24 protein-coding genes are annotated in these 20,745 nt (G+C 55.5%); 22 read left to right on the top strand and 2 right to left on the bottom strand.

All coding sequences use genetic code 11. The features are described 5' to 3' along the window. Nucleotides 1–13 precede the first annotated feature (13 nt). The 22 genes from IEN85_RS15730 to IEN85_RS15835 all read left to right on the top strand — a co-directional run bounded on the left by IEN85_RS15730 (nt 14) and on the right by IEN85_RS15835 (nt 18,617). A complete protein-coding gene (locus tag IEN85_RS15730; RefSeq protein ID WP_191618056.1) occupies nt 14–478 on the top strand; it encodes a nucleotidyltransferase in 465 nt (154 codons plus the stop codon). Nucleotides 479–639: 161 nt separating this feature from the next. After that, complete coding sequence (locus IEN85_RS15735; protein WP_191618057.1) at nt 640–1,737, top strand: ion channel; 1,098 nt, start codon at nt 640–642, stop codon at nt 1,735–1,737. 161 nt (nt 1,738–1,898) lie between these two features. Then, on the top strand, nt 1,899–2,315 hold the full coding sequence (locus IEN85_RS15740; protein ID WP_191618058.1) for a hypothetical protein: 417 nt from the start codon (nt 1,899–1,901) through the stop codon (nt 2,313–2,315). Between the two features lie 21 nt (nt 2,316–2,336). After that, nucleotides 2,337–3,032 (top strand): PspA/IM30 family protein, encoded by a 696-nt coding sequence (locus IEN85_RS15745; protein WP_191618059.1) that lies wholly within the window; start codon nt 2,337–2,339, stop codon nt 3,030–3,032. Nucleotides 3,033–3,086: 54 nt separating this feature from the next. Further along, nucleotides 3,087–3,452, top strand: coding sequence for an adenosylmethionine decarboxylase (speD, locus tag IEN85_RS15750; RefSeq protein ID WP_191618060.1), 366 nt, complete (start codon nt 3,087–3,089; stop codon nt 3,450–3,452). Nucleotides 3,453–3,573: 121 nt separating this feature from the next. Next, nucleotides 3,574–4,926 (top strand): AAA family ATPase, encoded by a 1,353-nt coding sequence (locus IEN85_RS15755; protein ID WP_191618061.1) that lies wholly within the window; start codon nt 3,574–3,576, stop codon nt 4,924–4,926. A 301-nt stretch (nt 4,927–5,227) separates the two neighbouring features. Then, the gene (locus IEN85_RS15760; protein ID WP_191618062.1) at nt 5,228–6,877 is read left to right on the top strand and encodes a TolC family protein; all 1,650 of its coding nucleotides are present in this window, start codon (nt 5,228–5,230) and stop codon (nt 6,875–6,877) included. A 43-nt stretch (nt 6,878–6,920) separates the two neighbouring features. Beyond that, complete coding sequence (locus IEN85_RS15765) at nt 6,921–8,006, top strand: efflux RND transporter periplasmic adaptor subunit (RefSeq protein ID WP_191618063.1); 1,086 nt, start codon at nt 6,921–6,923, stop codon at nt 8,004–8,006. A 13-nt stretch (nt 8,007–8,019) separates the two neighbouring features. Beyond that, a complete protein-coding gene (locus IEN85_RS15770) occupies nt 8,020–11,121 on the top strand; it encodes an efflux RND transporter permease subunit (protein ID WP_191618064.1) in 3,102 nt (1,033 codons plus the stop codon). 299 nt (nt 11,122–11,420) lie between these two features. After that, nucleotides 11,421–11,636: an addiction module protein gene (locus IEN85_RS15775; RefSeq protein WP_191618065.1), complete on the top strand. Its 216-nt coding sequence runs from the start codon at nt 11,421–11,423 to the stop codon at nt 11,634–11,636. Next, a complete protein-coding gene (locus IEN85_RS24905; RefSeq protein ID WP_343222542.1) occupies nt 11,636–11,929 on the top strand; it encodes a type II toxin-antitoxin system RelE/ParE family toxin in 294 nt (97 codons plus the stop codon). Before IEN85_RS15775 ends, IEN85_RS24905 begins: the two co-directional genes overlap by 1 nt. A gap of 98 nt (nt 11,930–12,027) precedes the next feature. Beyond that, nucleotides 12,028–12,186 carry a hypothetical protein gene (locus IEN85_RS15785; RefSeq protein WP_191618067.1) on the top strand — a complete coding sequence of 53 codons (159 nt, stop codon included), beginning with the start codon at nt 12,028–12,030 and terminating at the stop codon, nt 12,184–12,186. Between the two features lie 179 nt (nt 12,187–12,365). Continuing rightward, nucleotides 12,366–12,551: a hypothetical protein gene (locus IEN85_RS15790; protein ID WP_191618068.1), complete on the top strand. Its 186-nt coding sequence runs from the start codon at nt 12,366–12,368 to the stop codon at nt 12,549–12,551. Then, nucleotides 12,536–12,832, top strand: a complete 297-nt coding sequence (locus IEN85_RS24990) for a type II toxin-antitoxin system RelE/ParE family toxin (RefSeq protein WP_191618069.1) — start codon at nt 12,536–12,538, stop codon at nt 12,830–12,832. Before IEN85_RS15790 ends, IEN85_RS24990 begins: the two co-directional genes overlap by 16 nt. 728 nt (nt 12,833–13,560) lie before the next feature. Further along, nucleotides 13,561–14,187 carry a cytochrome c oxidase assembly factor Coa1 family protein gene (locus IEN85_RS15800; protein WP_191618070.1) on the top strand — a complete coding sequence of 209 codons (627 nt, stop codon included), beginning with the start codon at nt 13,561–13,563 and terminating at the stop codon, nt 14,185–14,187. Nucleotides 14,188–14,260: 73 nt separating this feature from the next. Further along, complete coding sequence (locus tag IEN85_RS15805; RefSeq protein WP_191618071.1) at nt 14,261–14,869, top strand: CbrC family protein; 609 nt, start codon at nt 14,261–14,263, stop codon at nt 14,867–14,869. 207 nt (nt 14,870–15,076) lie between these two features. Further along, entirely contained in the window at nt 15,077–15,805 is a 729-nt protein-coding gene (locus tag IEN85_RS15810; protein ID WP_191618072.1) for a hypothetical protein, read from the top strand. Between the two features lie 14 nt (nt 15,806–15,819). Beyond that, complete coding sequence (locus IEN85_RS15815) at nt 15,820–16,140, top strand: hypothetical protein (protein WP_191618073.1); 321 nt, start codon at nt 15,820–15,822, stop codon at nt 16,138–16,140. A gap of 120 nt (nt 16,141–16,260) precedes the next feature. Then, entirely contained in the window at nt 16,261–16,848 is a 588-nt protein-coding gene (locus IEN85_RS15820; protein ID WP_191618074.1) for a hypothetical protein, read from the top strand. Between the two features lie 27 nt (nt 16,849–16,875). Further along, entirely contained in the window at nt 16,876–17,427 is a 552-nt protein-coding gene (locus IEN85_RS15825; RefSeq protein ID WP_191618075.1) for an RNA 2'-phosphotransferase, read from the top strand. Between the two features lie 145 nt (nt 17,428–17,572). Then, complete coding sequence (locus IEN85_RS15830) at nt 17,573–17,965, top strand: VOC family protein (protein ID WP_191618076.1); 393 nt, start codon at nt 17,573–17,575, stop codon at nt 17,963–17,965. Between the two features lie 190 nt (nt 17,966–18,155). Then, nucleotides 18,156–18,617 (top strand): hypothetical protein, encoded by a 462-nt coding sequence (locus IEN85_RS15835; protein ID WP_191618077.1) that lies wholly within the window; start codon nt 18,156–18,158, stop codon nt 18,615–18,617. Nucleotides 18,618–19,255: 638 nt separating this feature from the next. Here the strand turns inward: IEN85_RS15835 and IEN85_RS15840 are convergent. Next, nucleotides 19,256–20,173, bottom strand: a complete 918-nt coding sequence (locus IEN85_RS15840) for a slipin family protein (RefSeq protein ID WP_191618078.1) — start codon at nt 20,171–20,173, stop codon at nt 19,256–19,258. Further along, a complete protein-coding gene (locus tag IEN85_RS15845; RefSeq protein ID WP_191618079.1) occupies nt 20,170–20,550 on the bottom strand; it encodes a GntR family transcriptional regulator in 381 nt (126 codons plus the stop codon). Before IEN85_RS15845 ends, IEN85_RS15840 begins: the two co-directional genes overlap by 4 nt. Nucleotides 20,551–20,745 lie beyond the last annotated feature (195 nt).

Here is a 20,745-nt window from a genome sequence, read left to right on the forward strand (position 1 = left end):
GTCATCCACGGACATGGAACTCTATCGCGAATTCTTCTCAATCATCGAGAAACTCAACGAACACGGTCTCGATTATTCCGTAGTCGGCGGCATCGCGCTGGCGTTCCACGACACGCCTAGGTTTACGAGGGATATCGACATCTTGGCCAAACCAGCCGATCTCGAAAAGTACGAAGGGATATTCCAAAAACTTGGCTACCACAAGACAAGTGAGCCATGGAGCTTCGGAAGCACGCAGCTTACGATGCATCGCTTCGGAAAGAAGAGCGAAGAAGACGAGGAAGAATTGGTCGTCATCGATTTGCTCATTGGACACGAAAGTCGTCACCATGAAATCATTGATGCCAGTATCATCGATGATTCACCTGCCGGTAAGGTAAGGCTCGCACAGCGCGAGGACTTGATCTGGATGAAAAAACTCAGAGGCTCGAAGCAAGACGAAGCCGACATTGAAAACTTGGAGAGCAAAAATGACTAAGATTCAGCGAACCCTAAAAGAGCTAAGCGACCTCAGATCATTCTACCTCAAACTGAAACAGAGGAAGGCCAAAGCAATCAAGACACCGCAAACAACCCCCTGAGTCTTCGCATCCCTGAACCCAAACTGTCTCAAGGGATCGCCCCATCCCCTCCCACTCCATGTTCCTCCAACTCATCCGCAAGTTCATCTCCCGCCGCAGCGACACCAGCATGCGGCTTTGGAAGATTCTTCTGGTCGCCTCAGGCTTGAACCTGCTCTTCGGAGTCGGATTCTACTTCGCGGAGCGAAACCACCAGGAAGGCCTCACCTTCATCGACTCCCTCTGGTGGGCCATGGTCACCATGACCACCGTCGGCTACGGCGACTACTTTCCCCAAACCTTCGCTGGGCGATTCCTCATCGCATATCCCTGCTTCATCGTCGGCATCGGCCTGCTCGGCTATTTGCTCGCATCTGTAACCGAAACCGTACTCCAGCGTGTATCCCTCAAGCGAAAAGGCGCCATGAAACTATCGCACAAGAACCACATCATCATCTGCAACTACCCATCGCTCGACAAGGTCACCCAAATCCTCGACGAACTGCAGGCCAACTCCAGCTACGCCGATAAAAAGGTAGCCCTCATCTCCAACGAGCTCGACGAGCTCCCCTCCGCCCTCGCCAAGCGCGGCGTGCTCTTCGTCAAAGGCCTGCCCACCTCCGACGAAACCCTCTACCAAGCCAACGTCACCGAGTGCGACGGCGTCTTCGTGCTGCCAGCCGTTTCCGGCGACCCCGCCTCCGACGCCCAAACCTACGCTATCGGTTCCATCATCGAGCTCATCGAGCAAGAAACCGGCACCCCCATCAAGACGGTCGTGGAGCTGGTCAGCTCCCGCAACCTGCGCATGATGGAGCGCGCCCAGACCGACGGCATCATCCTCGCCGACGGCATCAACGAGCGCATGATCGTGCAGGAATTCTTCTACCCCGGCATTCGCAAAACCTTCGAGCAGCTCATCACCTCCCGCGAAGGCAGCCAGTTCTACATCCACGAAACCAGCCTGCAGTCCCAGCGCTTCGTCGAGGTACAGATCGCCACCTTGCAACACCCCGTCAACATGCAGCTCGTCGGCATCATCAAAAACGACCGCCACATCCTCAACCCACCCAAAGACACCCTCATCGACGCCGGCGACCGCCTCATCATCCTCGCCGACAAAGCCGAAGACTTCCTCTCCGTCGAACGCGACATCCAACTCAAGCAATCCGCATAAATTGTGTAGGAGCGACCTTGGTCGCGATTCCAACCCGATCCAATCGCGGCGCAAGGCCGCTTCCCACAAAAACATACCACTCACCCAAGCACCTTTTTCGCGTTCATTCGCGCCCTTTATCGGTTAAAAAAAAGAACCAAGCCCAAACCCATCACCACTTTATGAATACAATCCAAATCAAGATCGAAAAAGAGGAAGAGTTCTCGCGCTTCCTTCTGCTCAACGGCTTCGAAGTCGAGGAGCTTGGCAACAACATCTACCGCGTCACCCGCGCCGACGAGCTTCCCGTCTTCCTCAAGCTGGGCGAAGAAGCCATCTACTTCGAAGTCGACCTCGGCAACCTGCACGCCTTCGGCGACGCCTCCCTCCACTTCAAGCTGCTCGACCTCAACACCGAAATCCTTCCCGTCAGCTTCGGCATCAACAACACCAACCCCGAGGACCCGCGCCTCGTGCTGGTGGAAAGCCGCGAAACCGGCAGCCTCAACGACCACGAAATCCTCAGCGTCTTCGACGCCCTCGAGCTCGCCGTAGACCGCGCCGAGGAACTCCTCGCCCCCGCCGTCAAGGACGCCTAACCCTCAGCCCCCTTTCGAACAATGAGCATTTTCTCACGCATCTTCAAAGTCGGCCAAGCCGCCGCCAACAAAGTCGTCGACAAGATGGAAAAGCCCGAGCTCATGCTCGAGCAAGCCATCCGCGATAAGGACAAGCAGATCATGGAAGCCAAGAAGTCCGTGCAAAGCTGCATCGCCACCGAACGCCAAACCAAAGCCATGCTGGAAAAGGAAAAGGCCGAAAAGCTCTCCTGGGAACAGAAGGCCGAACTCGCCCTAAAGGCCGGCAAGGAAGACCTCGCCGTGCGCGCCCTGCAACGCGCCACCGAGCACGAGCAAAAACTCGGCACTCTTGAAACCCAATGGCAGTCCCAGCGCGCCGCCGTCGACGAGCTCAAGAAAGAGATCGTAAAAATGGGCGACGAGCTAGCCGAGTTTAAGCGCAACAAAGACTTCATCATCGCCCAGAGCAAGGCCGCCCAGGTCAAGAAAGACATCTACGAAGCCAAGGCCCGCATCTCCAACAACAACAAAGCCGACGACCTCATGGCCCGCATGAAGGCCAAAGCCGAGCGCCAGTCCCACGAAGCCGACGCCGCCAAAGAGCTGGCCGAAGTTTCCGGCGGATCCGGCGACGCCCTCGAGAAGGAATTCGAAAACATGGGAGCCGGCGGCAGCGCCTCCCCCGCCGTCAACGACAAGCTCGCCGCCCTCAAAGCCAAGCTCGGCAACGCCTAAAAACTCTGTGGGAGCGTGCTTGTCACGCGATAAGCACGCTTCCCACACCCACCTATGCTCCCTACCACCGCCAACGCCCTCGGCACCCACATCCTCCTCGAGCTCAACCAGTGCCCCGCTGCATTGCTGCTCGAAAAGGACACGCTCGAGACTGCCCTCGTGCAATCCGCCGAAGCGGCTGGAGCCACCGTGGTGAAACCCATCTTCCATCAATTCAGCCCTCACGGACTTTCTGGCGTGGTGGTCATCGCCGAAAGCCACATCGCAGTGCACACCTGGCCCGAACACAGCTACGCGGCCATCGACATCTTCACCTGCGGCGACCCCGTAATCGCTTCCCGAATACAAGCGGAAATCGAAAAACGCTTCGCCCCCGCCCAAGTCTCCGGCCAAACCATCACCCGCGGCCCCAGTGTCTAGTATTCGCAAGCCACTCCCTTTCTCAATTGTAGGGTTGGACCTTGGTCCAGACCGCACTGCAGGATCGAACTGTCCCATCCGCATGACGCGGTCTGGAGCAAGCTCCAACCCTATCTACTAAATGCAGGATCCCCACTCCGCCGCTCGGCTCTGCCTCCAAGGCTTCACCGAACTCAAGCAAACGCTGGTCAAACGCTACGCCTGCTCCGACTTCGAGATCGACTTCGAGCTCCGCTTCGCCCTCTTCATCACCGCCCTCATCGACGGCGATACGGTGGCCGCCGAACGGGCCTTCATCGAAGGCGCCGCGCAAACCCTCGGCTGGTCCGAGATGTACGACAGCCTGCTGCGCTCCCGCATCGACAGCCTTCCCAGCTACGACCTCACCCAGCTGCGCACCGCCAAGGAACGCCCCGAGCTCGGACTAGCCATCGCTACCGCCAGCTTCGCTCTCGCCCTCGCCGACGGCTCCCTCAGCTCCGACGAGCAAGTCTTCCTCACCAATCTCTGCGACACCCTCTTCGGTCCCAACGCCCCAGCCGCTCGCCAAGCCGAAGAAAAAGCCCGCCAACTCTTCGACCGCCACGGCCCCGACCTTTTCTCCCCCACCACCTCAAAATCCGCCCCCAACGCCCGGCCACCGGAACCTGACGACTCCACCCTCGAAGACGAGCTCGCCAAACTCGAGAAGCTCATCGGCCTGGAAGCGGTTAAGGAAGAAATCCAAAAGCTGGCTCGCTTCTTGGAGATCCAAAAGCAACGCGAAGGCCACCAGCTTAAGACCGCTCCTCTTTCCCTGCACCTCGTCTTCTCCGGCAATCCCGGCACCGGCAAGACCACCGTCGCCCGCATCCTCGCCAAGATCTACCAAAAGCTCGGAGTGCTAAAAAGCGGCCACCTCGTCGAAACCGATCGCATGGGTCTCGTGGGCCAATACGTGGGCCACACCGCCAAGAAAACCTCGGAAGTCATCGACAGCGCCCTCGACGGCATCCTTTTCATCGACGAAGCCTACAGCCTGCTCAGCGGCGGCGAAAACGACTTCGGTAGCGAAGCCATCGATACGCTCGTCAAACGCATGGAAGACGACCGCGACCGCCTCATCGTCATCGTAGCCGGCTATCCCGCCGACATGGAATCTTTCATCCAAACCAACCCCGGCCTGCGTTCCCGCTTCAGCAAGACCATCCACTTCGACGACTACGCCAGCGAGGAGCTGGAGAAGATCTTCGAAATATTCTGCAAGAACAACGAGTACCAGCTCTCGGAAAAAGCCCGCAAGAAACTGCATCAAGTTTTTGAATACGAGCTGCAGAAGCCCAAGGTCGACTTCGGCAACGGCCGCTACGTGAGAAACCTCTTCGAGCAAGTCATCCGCAACCAAGCCCTCCGCCTCAGCCAACGCGACGGCGCCTTGGAAAAAAAAGACCTCATGCTCATCGAAGGCGACGACATCCTCCTGCCGGAAACGTAGGAGCGAGCTTGCTCGCGATCCGCACAGTCCCCAGCCCACAACCGACCTCCACCAGTCGCACAAGGTAGGGCGGTCTGGTTCGTGGTGAGCGTGCCGAACTGCCCAGACCGCCGCGGAGCACTGAACCTTCGAGCCGACACGTTTTGCGATCTTGCATCGCGGCTGACTGGGCCAGTCAGCCCTACCCCTACCCCCTGCCCTGCGAAATTCGCTGCAATAGCCCCCTTGCCTTCAAGCGTCTAGCTTCCCACTTGCGAAGCGCTTCGAAACGGCTGTCCACGCCCGCAAGTATCACTGCGAAATGAAATTCCTAGGAACCACTTGCATCTCGATTTCCGCCTTGTTTATGGCAGGCTGCGTCACCCGCAACCAAGAACCTCCGCAGAGGCTTCCCGCAGTCAGTCCGCTGCCCAGCTATTCGATTTCCTCGCAAGGCGAAATCGCAGCTCGTCCCTGGTGGGAAAGCTTCGAACGGCCCGCCCTCACCTCGCTCATCGAGCAATCCTTGGCTCAAAACTACAGCCTCGCCCAATCGGTAGCCGTGCTGAAGCAGGCCGAGTCGCTCGCTCGGCGCACGGGAGCAGGACGCAAGCCGCAGCTCAACTTGGAAGGCAACGGATCCCAAGACTGGGAGGACGGCGACTCCCAACGCGGCAGCGCGGAAGCGGGCCTTGCCCTCGCTTGGGAAGTCGACGTCTGGAATCGGGTCGGATCCGTCGCCCTAGCAGATCGCCTCGAAGCCCAAGCCCGCGCCGCGGACGTGGAAGCCTTGCAACTGTCCTTGAGCGCCGCAGTGGCCAACTCCTACTTCGGAGCGGTCGCGGCCCGCGAGCGACTCGAGCTCTTGAACGCCCAAGTAACGCTGGACCGCGAATTGGAGCGACTCCTCCAGCTGCGTCTCGACAACGGGGTCGGCACGAACGTGGACGTCCTGCAGCAACAGGTCCGCGTGGCTGAGAGCGAGACCTTGATCCCGGTGGCCGAATCGCAATGGGCCGTATTCGAAAACCGCCTCGACGTCCTGCTTGGCCAAACGCCGGACGCGAAGCCTCGGGTTGCCAACGGGGAAAGCTTGGACTTCGACCGCGCCCTTCCTTCCATCGACGTGCCAGCGTCCTTGCTGCTGAATCGCCCGGATTTGCGCAGCGCCTTCTCCGAGTTGGTGGCAGCCGACCACGAAATCGCAGCCGCCATCGCCGACCGCTTCCCCAACATCGTTCTCGGCGCCTCCCTCCTCTACTCCGACGACTCGAATTTTACCGGCTCCGTCTTCACCCTAGCCGCGTCTTTCGTGCAACCGCTCCTGGACTGGGGCGCCCGCAAGGCAGAAGTGCAGCGCAACGAAGCCCTCTACGAGCAGCGCTTGGCAGCTTTCACCCAGCTCTTCCTCGAAGCGGTGGAAAGCGTGGAGAACGCCCTGGTACGAGAAGCCAAGCAAAGCGAGTTCCTGCAAAAGCTCGCCAAGCAACAGGACCTGCTGCAACGCACCGTAAATGCGGCGGAAAGGCGCTACACCCAAGGGATCGACGACTACCAGCCCGTGATCAGCGCCTTGCAAGAGCTGCGAGCGGTGGAGCGAAACATGATCACCGCCAAACTCGACCTGCTGGCAATCCGCATCGAACTCTTCCGCGCCATCGGCGGACCGGTTCGCTCAGGACGTAGCGCCGCGCTTCAGCCCGCGGCCGCCTTGCAAGATCCTCAACTCCCCGTAGGGCTGTCGCTAGCGACACGCCGCGTCAGCTCGATCCTGCAGAACCATCACATTGTCGGCGCCAAGCTTTTTAAACAGCCCAATAAGACACCCACGCCTCTTCCGAGTAGGGTTGCAGCTTGCTGCAGACCGCAATGCAACCCCGTTTATCAGCAAGACGCGGTCTGGACCAAGGTCCAACCCTACTATGACTCGACTTATTGGACAGTCTCCAAGGGCTCCGCGGTCGCTGGCTGAAGCACAGCGCTACGACACAACAATCTTTAAACGAATCTACTCTATGAAGCGCGTATTAACATTTTCACTACTTGCTCACTTGTGCATCGCCCAGATTCACGGCCAGGCCAGCGGCAATGCAGCCCCACCCACTCCCGTCATCGTAAAGGTCGCCAGCTTGAAAGCCTACGCCGACGAGGTGGAGGCCCTCGGCACCTTGAAGGCCAACGAAAGCGTGGAGCTCACCTCCTCGGTCACCGAGATCGTCAAGCGCGTCTCCTTCGACGACAGTCAACGCGTCAAGAAAGGCGTCGTACTGCTCGAAATGGATACCGCGGAGGAGCTCGCCGAGCTCGCGGAGCAGGAGTCCATCATGGACGAAGCCATGCGCCAGGTGGCGCGCTTGAAGCCTTTGATCGAGCAAGGCGCCGCCTCCACCTCCGCCTTGACGGAGAGCGAACGCGACGTGGCGGGTGCCAAAGCGCGTATACAGGCTATCCGCTCTCGCATCGACCAACGTGTCATCAAGGCGCCCTTCGACGGCGTATTGGGATTGCGGAACATCAGCGTCGGCGCCCTCGCCCAGCCGGGTTCGATCATCGCTACCATCGACGACGACAGCGTCATGAAACTGGATTTCTCCGTGCCGGAAGTGTTTCTCTCCACCTTGAAGCCCGGAGTCGCGATCGAGGCGGAGTCAGCCGCTTACCCGGGACGTGTCTTCGAGGGAACCATCGCCAACGTGGACAGCCGCATCGACCCGGTCACCCGCTCCATCCAAGCTCGGGCCCTGATCGACAACCAAGAGGGGCTGCTCAAGCCGGGCTTGTTGATGAAGGTCGAACTGCAGAAAAATCCCCGCCAAGCCTTGCTGGTGCCGGAGGAGTCCATCGTCACGGACGGTCCCGAGCACTTCGTCTTCGTCGTGGCCGGCTCCGGAGAAAACTTGAGCGTCGAACGCCGCAAGGTGCGGATCGGCACCCGCAGCTTTGGCGAGGCGGAAATCCTTTCCGGCCTCTCAGCCGGCGATCAAGTCGTCACCCACGGCACCCTCCGCCTGCGCAACGGCTCGCCCATCACCATCAAGGCGGTGGAGAAGAACGGGGAATCGCTGGACGCGCTGATCAAGGGCAAGACCGCAAGCAACTAAACGCCGCGCGACCATGCTACTGTCCGACATCTCCGTCAAACGCCCCGTCTTCGCGAGCGTCATTTCCCTCCTGCTCATCGCGTTTGGAATCGTTTCCTTCGACCGCCTGTCGCTGCGCGAGTATCCGGACATCGACCCGCCCATCGTCACCGTGGAAGTCGAATACCCCGGGGCGCCGGCCAACATCGTCGAGACCCGCATCACGGAATTGATCGAGGAACGCATCGCCGGCGTGGAGGGCATCGAGTTCGTGCAATCCTCCTCCAGCGACGGACGGTCGAGCGTAACCATCGAATTCTCCGTCAACCGCGACGTCAACGAGGCCGCCAACGACGTGCGCGACCGCGTATCCGGAATCCAAGACAATCTTCCCGAAGAAGCCGAACCGCCCGAGGTGCAAAAGGTCGACAGCAACGACGACGTCATCATCTGGCAAAACCTCTCCAGCGAAACCATGACCGTGCCGGAGCTGACAGACTACGCGGAACGCTACCTGGTCGACCAGTATTCGGCTCTCGACGGAGTGGCTCGCATCCGCGTGGGCGGCGGCCTGAACTACGCCATGCGGGTCTGGCTCGATCGCCAAGCCTTGGCCGCTCGCGGCATCACCGTGAGCGACGTGGAAAGGGCCCTGCGCTCGGAAAACGTGGAACTGCCCGCCGGTAGCCTGCAGTCGGATCAACGCATCTTTAAGGCCCGCGTAGAACGCAGCTTCAAGGAGCCTCAAGACTTCGCCAAGCTGGTGCTCACCCGCGGCGCCGATGGTTACCTCGTACGCCTCGGCGACGTCGCCCGTATCGAAAAAGGCGTGGAGGAAGATCGCATCATGTTTCGCGGCAACGGGATTCCCATGGTCGGCATCGGCGTCATCAAGCAGTCCACCGCCAATACCATCGACGTGGCGGACGCCGTCAAGGCCCTCACCGCGAAGCTGGAAAGAAGCCTGCCCGAAGGCATGAAGATTTCCCAGAGCTACGACGAGTCCGTCTTCATCAAAGCCTCCATCAAGGAAGTCTACATCACCCTTTTCATCGCTATCGGCTGCGTCGTCTTCGTGATCTACATGTTCTTGGGAACCGTGCGGGCAATGCTCATTCCCGCGGTCACGGTTCCTGTATCCATAATCGCCGCCTTCATCGTCATCTACGCCCTGGGATTCTCCATCAATCTCCTGACCCTGCTGGCCCTCGTGCTGGCGATCGGATTGGTGGTCGACGATGCCATCGTGCTGCTGGAAAACATCGTGCGCCGCATGGTGGAGCTGAAGGAGACGCCGTTGGTCGCCTCCTTCAGAGGGGCTCGCCAAGTTGGTTTCGCCGTAGTGGCAACAACCTTGGTTTTGATCTCTGTCTTCGTGCCGATCACCTTCCTCGAGGGCGACATCGGCCGCCTCTTCACCGAATTCGCCCTCACCATCGCCGCCGCAGTCGCGTTTTCCTCGCTGGTCGCCCTGACGCTGGTTCCGGTTTTAGCATCGAAGCTCCTCAAGAAAACGGACGAGAACGATAAAGGAAACTTCGTATTGAGGTCGGTCGAACGCATCTTCGAATTTCAAAAGCGACTTTATATAAAGTGCCTGAATCGAGTGCTGCAGGTACCGGTGATCACCACCCTCGTCTTCGTCCTGCTGCTCGCTGGCACGGCCTGGCTCTATACTAAGGTTACCCAAGAGTTCAGCCCGACCGAAGACCGTGGTGTTTTCTTCATCATGGTGAACGCCCCCGAAGGATCCAGCTACAGCTATATCGAAGAGTACATGGACGTTATCGAGGAACGCCTCATGCCCTATGTAGAGAGCGGCGAATTCAAGCGTTTGCTGGTGCGGGCTCCGCGTGGATTCGGCAATATAGAAAACTTCAACAGCGGCTTTGTAATCGTAATCCTAGAAGACTGGGCCGTGCGTCGCTCCGCATTCGATATCATCGCCGAGGTACGCGGAAAGCTCGCCGACTTGCCGGGCATTCGGGCCTTTCCCATCATGCGCCAAGGCATCGGCGGCGGCACCAGCAAACCGGTACAATTCGTGATCGGCGGGCCGACCTACGACCAATTGGCCGAATGGCGGGACATCCTCATTGAGAAGATCAACGAGAACAATCCCGGCTTCGAAGGCTTGGACAGCGACTACAAGGAAACGCGGCCGCAGCTCGACTTCACCGTCAACTACGATCGCGCCGCCGACCTCGGCGTCACCGTTACCGAAATCGGCACCACCCTGGAAACCTTGATGGGCGGCAAGAACATCACCACCTACCTGGAAAACGGACAAGAATACGAAGTGGTCGTCGAAGGAGAACGCAGCAACCAACGCTCCTTCAGCGATATCGAAAGTATCTACGTACGCTCCGCCAGAACCGGCCAACTCATACCGCTCTCCAATCTTGTCAGCCTCAGTGAATACGGCGCCGCCGAAACGCTTTCCCGCTACAACCGCGTGCGAGCCATCACCCTGGAAGCCAACCTCGCGGACGGCTTCTCTCTCGGCGAAGCCCTTGCCCACTTGGAAGGGCTTGTGAGAGAGCACCTGCCGCAAGAAGCCGTCATCGACTACAAAGGCGAAAGCCGCGACTTCGTGAACTCGGGAAGCTCCATGGTTTTCGTCTTCCTGCTCGGATTGGCCGTGGTCTTCCTGGTGCTGGCCGCCCAGTTCGAAAGCTATATCCATCCCTTCGTCATCATGCTCACCGTACCGCTGGCGACCGGCGGCGGCTTGCTCGGACTCTATCTCTTCGACGCTACGCTCAACATCTATTCGCAAATCGGCCTCATCATGCTCGTCGGCCTCGCTGCCAAAAACGGGATCCTCATTGTTGAGTTCGTGAACCAGCTCCGAGACGAGGGCGTAGAGTTTTCCAAAGCGCTCATAGAAGCGTCCGAGGTACGCTTTCGCCCCATCATGATGACCGGCCTTACCACCGTAGCCGGAGCAGTCCCGCTCATCGTCTCCAGCGGCGCCGGAGCCGAAACCCGCTTCGCCATCGGCATCGTAGTGCTCGCCGGAGTCCTGGCCGCCACCGTCTTCACCCTCTTCGTGGTCCCCGCCGCCTACAAGCTCATCGCTAAAAACACCGGCTCCCCCCACGACATCGCCCAAAAGCTAGAAGACGAGATGTAGCACAAGCAGCAAGCCCCCCAGGTGGCGCGGGTTCTCCGAACACGCCTGTCCCGTGCCCAATAGTATTTTACGTCTCACAGCTCATCCCCTAGATTCAGTGGGAGCGTGCTTGTCACGCGATTCCCTGCGTCAAAACAAACGGAAGGTGTTATCCGGTAGCCGCTCTCAACTTATTAGCTCCTCAACATGCAGGGCACAACAAGCCGCGGCTAATGAGTCGCGCAAGGTTCGCGTTTGAACTCAGTGCTGGACGGAAAATTGAGTTCGCGTCTCTCCGTGGTTTCTCCAGACTCGCAGACATGTCACGTATGGAAACACTCAAGACAGAGGCCATGGGCTTAAGCGACAGCGAGAGAGCGGCTCTCGCTTCGGAACTGCTCTACTCACTTCCAGCCACTCTTTCCGACGAAGACGAAGGCGTCTCCGAGGCTCTAAGAAGAGATGCTGATCTTTCCTCAAATCCCTCATCTGGAATCAGTTGGAACGAGCTGAAGAAAGAGCTGGGTCGAGAGTAGTGGGGTTGATTTTCCACAGACTAGTCCAACAAGATCTCAGGGTTGTCCTGCGGTACTACGAAAAAGAAGGCGGTTCTGCACTAGCGGACCGCTTCTTTCGTGAGCTCGACACACTGGTCCATGAGATCGAAAACCATCCAACCCGATTCCACAAAGTGGCTGGAAACCTCAGAAGAGCCGATTTGGAGAGATTCCCCTACCACCTTCTCTTCACGGAAGGAACAAAAGGCATTCGGGTTTTGGTACTACGTCACCACAGGCGTAATCCAAACTTCGGAATACAAAGGAAATGATGTATCAACCGCTTCGATACAACAGCGGTCAGTCTCGTTCCGCGACCAGCCGCCTGACTAATCCTCCAAGGCAAGATGAAGCTCAAGAAAATGCAAAGATGCTCCTCCTTGTCGTCCCCGCCGCCTACAAGTTCATCGCCAAAAACATCGGCTTCCCCCGCGACATCGCCCAAAAGCTAGAAGAAGAAATGTCGGGCACCCATCAAGCCCCCCAGGTGGCGCGGGTTCTCCGAACACGCCCTCTCCGTCCCCACTAGCATTTTACGTTTAGCTAGGCAGCACAACCATTGGGAAACAATTCTCTTAGGTAGGGCGGACTGGCCCAGTCCGCCGCACAGCAGAGTCTTGTGCGACAAAACAAACGAATAAGGCACTAGCGTTTGGGGAAGGAAGATTCCAAATTCGACTTTTCTGCCCTCTGCGGTAGCGTGAACCCATGACAATCAAGGAACAGGCCATCAAAACGATCACCGACCTCCCAGATGACGTTGATTGGGAGGTTGTTAAGGATCGAATCAACTTCGTTTCCGCCATACGCAAAGGGTTGGACGAACTTGACTCCGGAAAAGGGATTCCTGTCGAAGAGATCGAAAAAGAGTTCCAAACATGGATTTCCGAGTAGTTTGGTCGCCATCAGCAAGACTCGACCTCAAGGAAATCGTAGAGTACATCGCCGAGAAGGATCCGTCTGCAGCGAGCCGGATCGGTCATTCGCTAATCGACGCAACAAAAGCCCTGTCTCGTTTTCCCCGAAAAGGCCGCGTTGTTCCTGAGTTTGGAATCGATTCACTGAGGGAGATCCCACTCAAACACTATCGAATCGTGTACAGAGTGTTCGACGAGCCTAAGCTCATCGAAGTTGTTAGAGCCTGGCATTCCTCACGAGGCACCCCTGAAGTGTGAAAAGAATTCACAGCCAGTCGTCCCCGCCGCCTACAAGCTCATCGCCAAAAACACCGGCTCCCCCCACGACATCGCCCAAAAGCTAGAAGAAGAGATGTAGGGCACCCATCAATCCCCCCAGGTGGCGCGGGTTCTCCGAACACGCTTTCCCCGTGCCACTAGCATTTTACGTTTAGCTAGGCAGCACAACCATTGGGAAACGATTCTTTAAGGTAGGGCGGACTGGCCCAGTCCGCCGCGTTGCAGAGTCTTGTGCGACAAAACGAACGAATAAGTCACTAGAAAACGTCTCCCACCAAGAGCCCAGTGATCGAGTAGTTATAATAAAACTACAACACCCAAAACAGCAATCGGCCTCGCCCGAAACCTCCTAGCTCATCGATTGCGCACCGCCATAATGAATTTCCCACGAAGGGCACCAAGATTCACAAAGATTGATAAGTCTAGCCCTATGAATCCTTCGTGAAGCTTCGTGCCCTTCGTGGGCAATGCCCAGCCGATTACCATCCCTTGTGATCCATAGCTCCTTGGAGCAAAGCGAACTCCCTTGAGCGAGCACGACAGGTCGAAGGGCTATGACCCAAAGTTGCCGCTTGCAACTGCGAACCCAAACATGCAGGTTTTACCTAAACCTCCGCTCGTAAATGTAAAATTAACGTCTCCGCAAATTCCCCCAGTTGATCAACCAACAAATTTACGAGCACATAATAATACTGTTGGCATAAAGAATGAACAAAGAAGACAACACCTCTGGGATGGGCAAGTCATCCGTATTACCCACCGAATTAGAAGGTTGGAATTGGGGAGCCTTCCTCCTAAACCTCTTCTGGGGCATCGGAAACAAAACCTACATTTCGCTCCTATGCTTTGTTCCGTTCCTAAACATGATCATGCCATTTGTGCTAGGAATCAAAGGAAACGAATGGGCGTGGCAAAATAGAAGATGGAACGATGTAGAACATTTTCGGCGGGTCCAGCGATCATGGACACGTATAGGATTGCTTATTATATTCGTCGTATTCCCTTTCTTCTTCATCCTGCTTTTTACCTCAATAATGGGAAGCATGAAGGGAGAAGCTTATGAGATGGCACTTTCCGAAATTAGCCGAAACGAAGACGTTATCGAACATTTGGGACTCCCCATTGAGCCGGGATATTTTGTGACAGGAAGCATAACGACCAGTGGACCGAAAGGAGAAGCACATCTAAGCTTCACGTTGGAAGGAACCAAAGAAGAAGCAACTGCGGCGGTCTACGCATTAAAGGAAATGGGAACATGGAGTCTTGAACACGTTATAGTCTACAACAAGGAAAGAAGTTGGGATTTCACAGTCGTATCGCCCAAACAAAAATAGGTCTAACAAGCCGTGCAGCCAGCGAGCGCAATCGCTGGCCGACTGAGCTCGACGTTAGCAAAAATTTAGGATCATGGGTTTTCTAAGAAAACTATTCGGAAAAAGGGACGAGGCCAAGGGACCTCCAGCCGAACCGCCTCCAGGTCGAGATTACACTTCGCTGCCGGTTTTCAAGTATCATCCAGACCCGATTTCTACAGGAGCAATCAAGAAGGACGATGCCTCGTGCGACTGCTGTGGGCAGTCGCACGGATACGCGTACAAATCCTCCGTTTATTGCCATGACGAAGTTGATGCCCTTTGCCCCTGGTGCATTGCAGATGGAAGCGCTGCCGCTAAATTCAACGCAATATTCTCAGACTCCCACCCTCTATCAGAGAATGGAATCTCAAAAGAGATTATTGAAGAAGTAACTACGAAAACGCCGGGATTTGACAGTTGGCAGCAAGAAGTCTGGCTTTCATGCTGCGACGACGCTTGCGAGTTTCATGGTGATGTTTCGAAAGCAGAAATGAAAGCGATGACGAAGGAACAGATCCAAAAGGCCTTTGAAGACGATGGTCTAGGCGACGAAATCGTTGGACGAATCAAAGAGGGATATGAGCCAGGGGGAAGTCCCGCCATCTACAAATGGAGGTGCAAACATTGCGGAGATATTAAGCACTATGCTGACTTCACATAACTACGCCAACCAGTCAGTCCTATTAAATAAACGAGGATAATTCTTAGTTTCTTTAAATCATTAGATATACAAGTCGTTATTGAGCTTGACCCCGAGTGAGCCGAATACCCCAAACTGGTCAGACCGTAATGTTTTAAGAGGGCAGACAAATCGCCATCTCTCCATCCACGCTTTCACATACGGACAGTGAATTGAGCCGACAGAGGAATGGAATTCGAAAACCACATCACCCACTATTTCGAGCGCGAGGTCGGACCCTTTCTCAGTATCTGCGATTTGGACGAAGCCGCGACCGAATCGATCATCGAACGCGAGAAAGACGCGGAGACCGGATTCAATCGCTACTTTTTCGGAAAGGACTTCTTCGACTACCGAAAAGCGGCCGACGACCTTCTCATAGAACTCTATGAAAAGAAGTTCCGGAAGAAAGCCGAGCGAAGGCCTTACTTCGCCGTGCTTGGCAACGCAGACGTGGTGGGTGGTTTGTACCGGGATCCCTACAAGATCCGAATTCCGCTAGACTATTTTGCGGATTTTGAGCTTACCTTCATGTGCCCGGATCACTTTCCTCTGGTCCGCTTGAGCGACACAAAAGTGAAGCGCTATTTTGGATACCCGCTGCCAAAGGACTACACGGAGGAGAAGTATCCCTATTTTGGTAAGCTGCTCACCATCGACGAGCTAAGAGCGCAGAGCGAAGCCCTCAAAATCGACCGCTACCTCGAGGAAAACCGGCGTACGAACCATTGGTACCGGTACATCGAAGCTCACATCTGGGCAGACCCTCAGGACATGCGAAAACGCTTTTCGGATTGGATCGAAGTGGATCCAGAGCCTTGGACTGCTGCAAACGTATCCCTCCTGCAAAACTACAAAGAGATCCGGAAATACAATAAGCTACCCAAACCGCCCACAAGCCGCGGCGTCGGAGCTTAGCATCGACCAGAACGATGAAATCAAAAAATTCAGATCGCGACCTTTGGATCCCTATCGAGGTTCTCGGTTTGATAGGCGTTTCGACGGTACTGTCTACCATCATCTACATGAAAATCGCCTCGAATTGGGGCCCGGTCATCGGAGGATTCATTGTTTGGTTCGGAACCCTAATCGCCTTCTTGGCCTACGCCGTATTCAGCTACAAGCGAATCATCAGCAAGGATACTGGATCCAGGGCTATAAAGTCTGTGGCTCTGGCTTTCCTCGTGGTGGTGATAAATTACCTCACTCCGATCTTCATTTATGGACCGTACCACTATGGGCCAGGACCTTAACGAATCGCTTAAGGACGCAGCAGAGCGGGAGTCCGGTAGTGGAGATGCTAAAGTTGGTATCGTCATCACACACCTTGTCAGATAAGCAACGAGGACTGCGATGGCTCTAGAACGTGAACAATGATCCCAGATTTCATCAGCCACTACTACCTCCCAGATCGGCAACCGTTTCTATCCCTATCCGATTTGAAGGGAGACCTCGAAAACCCAGTTTTCCTTGAGATGCTCAACAAGCACAAGACGACTCCCGGATACAATCGACGGTATGGAATGAGGTACCTCGAAATGAGGTCATCCGCCGAAAGCAAACTCAAGCGTTTGTTCGAAAAGAAAGGCGGAACGCCAAAATGGATGAGCCCTTACTACTTCGTACTCGGCACCTCCGAATGGTTCCGCCACATCAACTCAGGCCACAAGGAACTTAGAGTAAACCTCAAGGACTTACCTCGCGACTCGGTTTCCGTGACCTTTCCCGACAGCTTTATCGCCATGACGGCGAAAGGTAAGGACTACTACGAAAAGGTTTACTTCATCGATGAACTAGAGGAGCTGGTAAACCTGCACGGCCTGCCAAGGAACGAACGACCAGAAACCTACGAGAAATACTGGCTCGGAGACTTCGAGGAGTACATCGAAGTGCAAGTCTGGGACGACGGCGTGGTCGAACCTTTCAAACGGCAATGGCTGCGCCAGCAAGGCACTCACTAGCAGCCGGATTTGCCTGCCTCATTACAAATGAGAAAAGAACTAAAACCCAAATCCAAATTCCTCAGTCTAGTCCTGCGCCACAAACCGGCGGCAGCTGGCGTCACTCTAGACGAAAACGGTTGGTGTCAGGTCCACGACCTTCTAAGGGGAGCGGAATCTGCCGGTGTTAGCATTTCCCTGCCCGAGCTAGAGGAAATCGTAGCAACCAACGAAAAGAAGAGATTCAGCCTCTGCGGCGACGGCATCAAGATACGTGCAAACCAAGGGCATTCCATCGAGTTAGAATTGGGTCTCACTGAAAAGGAGCCGCCAGAAGAGCTTTTTCACGGCACCACCATCAGGTTCGACGAACCAATCATGGAAAACGGGCTGATGAAAATGAAGAGACATCACGTTCACCTGTCCTCGGACATTGAGACTGCGAAATCCGTAGGGATGAGGCATGGAAAGGTTCTCATTCTGCGAGTCGATTCAGAGTCGATGGGAAAAGATGGATACAAATTCTATCTCTCCGAGAATGGGGTTTGGCTCGTTGATCACGTTCCAATCAAATACCTAAAGAAAATGAACCTTCGTTAGTTTGCTGGATAGAGCGCACGGCGCCCTCCAAAATGAGCCGAAAACGCCTCCCGATCCGGGAAAGAGGAATCGAACTTGCTGTATCATGCGAGTCGCGCGGACGCTCCCTTTTGAGCGATACGACGGACACAAAAAAAGGACCAAGATGAAGATCACCCTGACTAGTATTCCCGTTAACGACCAAGGGCAGGCGATCGCCTTCTATACCGATAAGCTTGGTTTCGTGAAGAAGGAGGACATAGCGATGGGCGAGCACCGCTGGCTTACCGTTACCGCGCCCGAAGGAGCCCCGGGAGTGGAGCTACTGCTTGAGCCCCTCGCCTTTCCTCCGGCCCAGGAGTATTACAAAACGCTTTTCGAGGCGGGCATACCCGCCGCCCAGTTCGAAACGGATGAGTTGGACCGTGAAGTTGAAAAAATGAAAACGCTCGGAGTCGTTTTCCGAGGCGAGCCACAAGAAATGGACGAAGTGAGATACGTCATCTTCGAAGACTCTTGCGGCAACATTATTTGCCTCACGCAAAAGGATCGTTCCTAGGGGACAACCGCCCTCATCTCATCTAAACTCTTTGCTTGGATTTTCGTTTCCTGAGGTTTAATTCAAGCACCACTATTTCGCCACCGGACATTGAAATAGGAAACGCAAGCCAATGGTGCAGACAAAGACGACAAGCATGGCGTCTGAGCTCCACAATTCGGCCAAGCAGACACTGCGAGATCAGTCATCCATGAAATTAGCATCCTTCTCAGGCAAGGTAAGTCACGTCAACCGAACTTCGCACACCTATGGCGGCGGGTCTGGCGGCGAAGTTCAAACTTCACACAACACGACACTCCGCTTGGACGGCCGGCACGTCGAACTTCAGGGAAGCGCCACTTGGTTATCCGAAGACGACCTAGTGGTAATCGTTGCCGAAGAAAGCCAAGGGAGCATCGAGCCCTTGGCGGTGCGCAACGAAACCACCGGCTACGAAAGCGTACAAGGTCACGCGTCCTACAAAATTGCTATCGTCTTGATTGTGATAGGCGTTTTCTCGGCACCCGTCGTAATCGGTTGGCCTATTATGGCTCTGGGCGCCTGGTTCTTGTCGGTGGGTATGAAGCGAAACAAGCTCATCAATGAAGCCGCCTCCACCTTACGAAAGATCCCTAGCCCATCCGGGGCTCAAGCCAGTAGCGGGGAGAAATAGAAGCAACCTGAGAGATCTCGGCAACCGATCAAGCACACATTGTATCTTTATCTTAAATACAAAAGTAAAAGTCATCTGTGTAAATCTGTGTCCATTGTTTCGTCGGTACCTCCTCAAATGTCGTCGCAAGCTTCTCGGTAGTGGTTGAAAACTTAGCTACGCCCCGATCATTGAACCAAGTCGTCTTAAGGACAAGCCGACCCACCACGAAGTAAGACCTTCTGCGGATAGGGTTAGAAAACTAGCATCGGTATCAGTTGGACTGGAGATCAACTCCTGCAGCGCGGACCGGGTGGAACCGGTCCCTCCACTGTTTAGGAAGGACAAACCGTCGCGCTGAACGCAAACGCTGGAAAACGTGTAGTTCGCAACTTCATTGATAGCAGTGCCCAAAACAAGTTCATTGCATTTGTATCTAACTCATCAATACAAATTCAAAATTGATCTGTGTAAATCCGTGTCCATCCGTGGTTAAAAAAACTCAGATGCGTCCCCTTCAAGACCCCCAATCGCCTTGAGCTCGCGCCGACCCATAAAAAACATTCGCCCGCCAATCGTAGGGCTGCCGCTTGCGGCACGCCGCGTTGCAGGATCAAATCCCTGGGAACGATGCTTATCGATAAAACCAGCCCAAGTTCTTAGCTGGCTTCCGACTCTTCTGATTTTCGTTGCTGGGCGAGCGCGGAAAGGCCACCGATCGCACCCAGATTCATGGAATCCAAGGCCGAGCTGGGTACCATTATCAGCGATCCCTTTTCCTTGAGGCCTTCGAAGAGCATGTTCATGCCGCGCAGCTGCAGGGCCACTGGATTGTCCGCGTAGTTCTTGCTGGCCAGGGCGAACTTTTCGGAGATCTCCGTTTCCGCCGTACCCAAGATGATACGAGCCTGGCGCTCCCGCTCGGCTTGCGCTTGCTTACTCATGGCATCGGCCAGGGTCTCGGGGATAATGATATCCTTGATTCCAACTGACTGGCAGGTGATCCCCCAAGGGCTCGTCTGGTCGTCCAAGGTTTTTTGCAAAGCCTCCGCGATCTCCTCTCGATGCTGCAAAAGCCCCGCCAAGTCATTCCGCCCAATGATATCACGCAAGCCGGTCTGGGCGACGTAGGATACCGCTTCCACATACTTCTCCACCTCCAAGGCCGCCTTCTCGACGTCCCAAACCATCCAATACACCACCGCATCCACGTTTACGGGAACGGTATCTTTGGTTAGCGTTTTCTCCGCATGAAAGTCCGTTACGCGCACCCGTTGGTCGATGAACGTATTCACTTTGTCGATAACGGGTATGATGAAAAAGATGCCCGGTCCCCGCAAGCCGACGAACTTGCCCATGCGCAAGACCACGGCACGATCCCATTGGTTGGCGATTCTCACGGAAAAGGCCAAGAACAGGCCAATCGCTGCGAGAGGAAGTCCGACCGCAGTCGAGAGGATCTCGGCTGACATCAAGAAGATCACGGGAGCGATCGTGATCACTCCCACCGCCAGTGAAACGACGCTTAGGCCGTTTTCAGTTCTTACTCCCGCTCCGTTGGATGCTCTTAGCTTCATTTTTTTCCTCCTTTGTATTGCTTCAATTCATCGGCTAGCTCGTGCGGGCTTATGCCGTACACAGCCGCGGCGTTCACGAATTCCTCGCAGAGGGACTTGAGCTTGGCGCGACGCTCCTTGGCGCTCACTTCCACTTTGACGGAACCGATAAAAGTCCCGGTCCCCTGCTGCGTTTCCAAAATCTTTTGGATTTCCAGCTCCTTGTAAGCCTTGGTCACCGTATTCAGGTTTACCTGAAGCTTCACCGCCAAGGCCCGAACGGTGGGAAGCTGCTCCCCTATCTTAACCTGCCCCGTCGCCATGCCAAATCGGATTTGGTCGATGATCTGTCGGTAATACGGAACTCCACTCCGCGGATCTAAATAAAAATCAAGCATAGCCTATCCTCCCACTAACTCGCTCTCTCAAACAGTGTTCTAGTTCTATAGTACATTGTTTCTCTAGCGAATCTGCGCAAAGGTCAACTCCTAATTTCTTGAGCTGGGTGAGAAGCGGGAGCCTGCCTGCCTGACTGTGCCGGCAACGCCAATCCTGGCAGAACGGGATTCGCAAGCTGCGAGGCCAGGGCGACG

This window comes from Pelagicoccus enzymogenes (genome assembly GCF_014803405.1).
Classification (GTDB): domain Bacteria; phylum Verrucomicrobiota; class Verrucomicrobiia; order Opitutales; family Opitutaceae; genus Pelagicoccus; species Pelagicoccus enzymogenes.

What these genes read in the sequence shown, in the direction of transcription:
- IEN85_RS24990 (WP_191618069.1), top strand. Translation starts at nt 12,536, where the DNA reads ATGGATTTCCGAGTAGTTTGGTCGCCATCAGCAAGACTCGACCTCAAG.
- IEN85_RS15740 (WP_191618058.1), top strand. Translation starts at nt 1,899, where the DNA reads ATGAATACAATCCAAATCAAGATCGAAAAAGAGGAAGAGTTCTCGCGC.
- IEN85_RS15735 (WP_191618057.1), top strand. Translation starts at nt 640, where the DNA reads ATGTTCCTCCAACTCATCCGCAAGTTCATCTCCCGCCGCAGCGACACC.
- IEN85_RS15755 (WP_191618061.1), top strand. Translation starts at nt 3,574, where the DNA reads ATGCAGGATCCCCACTCCGCCGCTCGGCTCTGCCTCCAAGGCTTCACC.
- IEN85_RS15815 (WP_191618073.1), top strand. Translation starts at nt 15,820, where the DNA reads ATGAAATCAAAAAATTCAGATCGCGACCTTTGGATCCCTATCGAGGTT.
- IEN85_RS15825 (WP_191618075.1), top strand. Translation starts at nt 16,876, where the DNA reads ATGAGAAAAGAACTAAAACCCAAATCCAAATTCCTCAGTCTAGTCCTG.
- speD (WP_191618060.1), top strand. Translation starts at nt 3,087, where the DNA reads ATGCTCCCTACCACCGCCAACGCCCTCGGCACCCACATCCTCCTCGAG.
- IEN85_RS15745 (WP_191618059.1), top strand. Translation starts at nt 2,337, where the DNA reads ATGAGCATTTTCTCACGCATCTTCAAAGTCGGCCAAGCCGCCGCCAAC.
- IEN85_RS15765 (WP_191618063.1), top strand. Translation starts at nt 6,921, where the DNA reads ATGAAGCGCGTATTAACATTTTCACTACTTGCTCACTTGTGCATCGCC.
- IEN85_RS15810 (WP_191618072.1), top strand. Translation starts at nt 15,077, where the DNA reads ATGGAATTCGAAAACCACATCACCCACTATTTCGAGCGCGAGGTCGGA.
- IEN85_RS15760 (WP_191618062.1), top strand. Translation starts at nt 5,228, where the DNA reads ATGAAATTCCTAGGAACCACTTGCATCTCGATTTCCGCCTTGTTTATG.
- IEN85_RS15845 (WP_191618079.1), bottom strand. Translation starts at nt 20,550, where the DNA reads ATGCTTGATTTTTATTTAGATCCGCGGAGTGGAGTTCCGTATTACCGA.
- IEN85_RS15835 (WP_191618077.1), top strand. Translation starts at nt 18,156, where the DNA reads ATGAAATTAGCATCCTTCTCAGGCAAGGTAAGTCACGTCAACCGAACT.
- IEN85_RS15770 (WP_191618064.1), top strand. Translation starts at nt 8,020, where the DNA reads ATGCTACTGTCCGACATCTCCGTCAAACGCCCCGTCTTCGCGAGCGTC.
- IEN85_RS15785 (WP_191618067.1), top strand. Translation starts at nt 12,028, where the DNA reads ATGCTCCTCCTTGTCGTCCCCGCCGCCTACAAGTTCATCGCCAAAAAC.
- IEN85_RS15800 (WP_191618070.1), top strand. Translation starts at nt 13,561, where the DNA reads ATGAACAAAGAAGACAACACCTCTGGGATGGGCAAGTCATCCGTATTA.
- IEN85_RS15820 (WP_191618074.1), top strand. Translation starts at nt 16,261, where the DNA reads ATGATCCCAGATTTCATCAGCCACTACTACCTCCCAGATCGGCAACCG.
- IEN85_RS15790 (WP_191618068.1), top strand. Translation starts at nt 12,366, where the DNA reads ATGACAATCAAGGAACAGGCCATCAAAACGATCACCGACCTCCCAGAT.
- IEN85_RS15830 (WP_191618076.1), top strand. Translation starts at nt 17,573, where the DNA reads ATGAAGATCACCCTGACTAGTATTCCCGTTAACGACCAAGGGCAGGCG.
- IEN85_RS15805 (WP_191618071.1), top strand. Translation starts at nt 14,261, where the DNA reads ATGGGTTTTCTAAGAAAACTATTCGGAAAAAGGGACGAGGCCAAGGGA.
- IEN85_RS15730 (WP_191618056.1), top strand. Translation starts at nt 14, where the DNA reads ATGGAACTCTATCGCGAATTCTTCTCAATCATCGAGAAACTCAACGAA.
- IEN85_RS15840 (WP_191618078.1), bottom strand. Translation starts at nt 20,173, where the DNA reads ATGAAGCTAAGAGCATCCAACGGAGCGGGAGTAAGAACTGAAAACGGC.
- IEN85_RS15775 (WP_191618065.1), top strand. Translation starts at nt 11,421, where the DNA reads ATGTCACGTATGGAAACACTCAAGACAGAGGCCATGGGCTTAAGCGAC.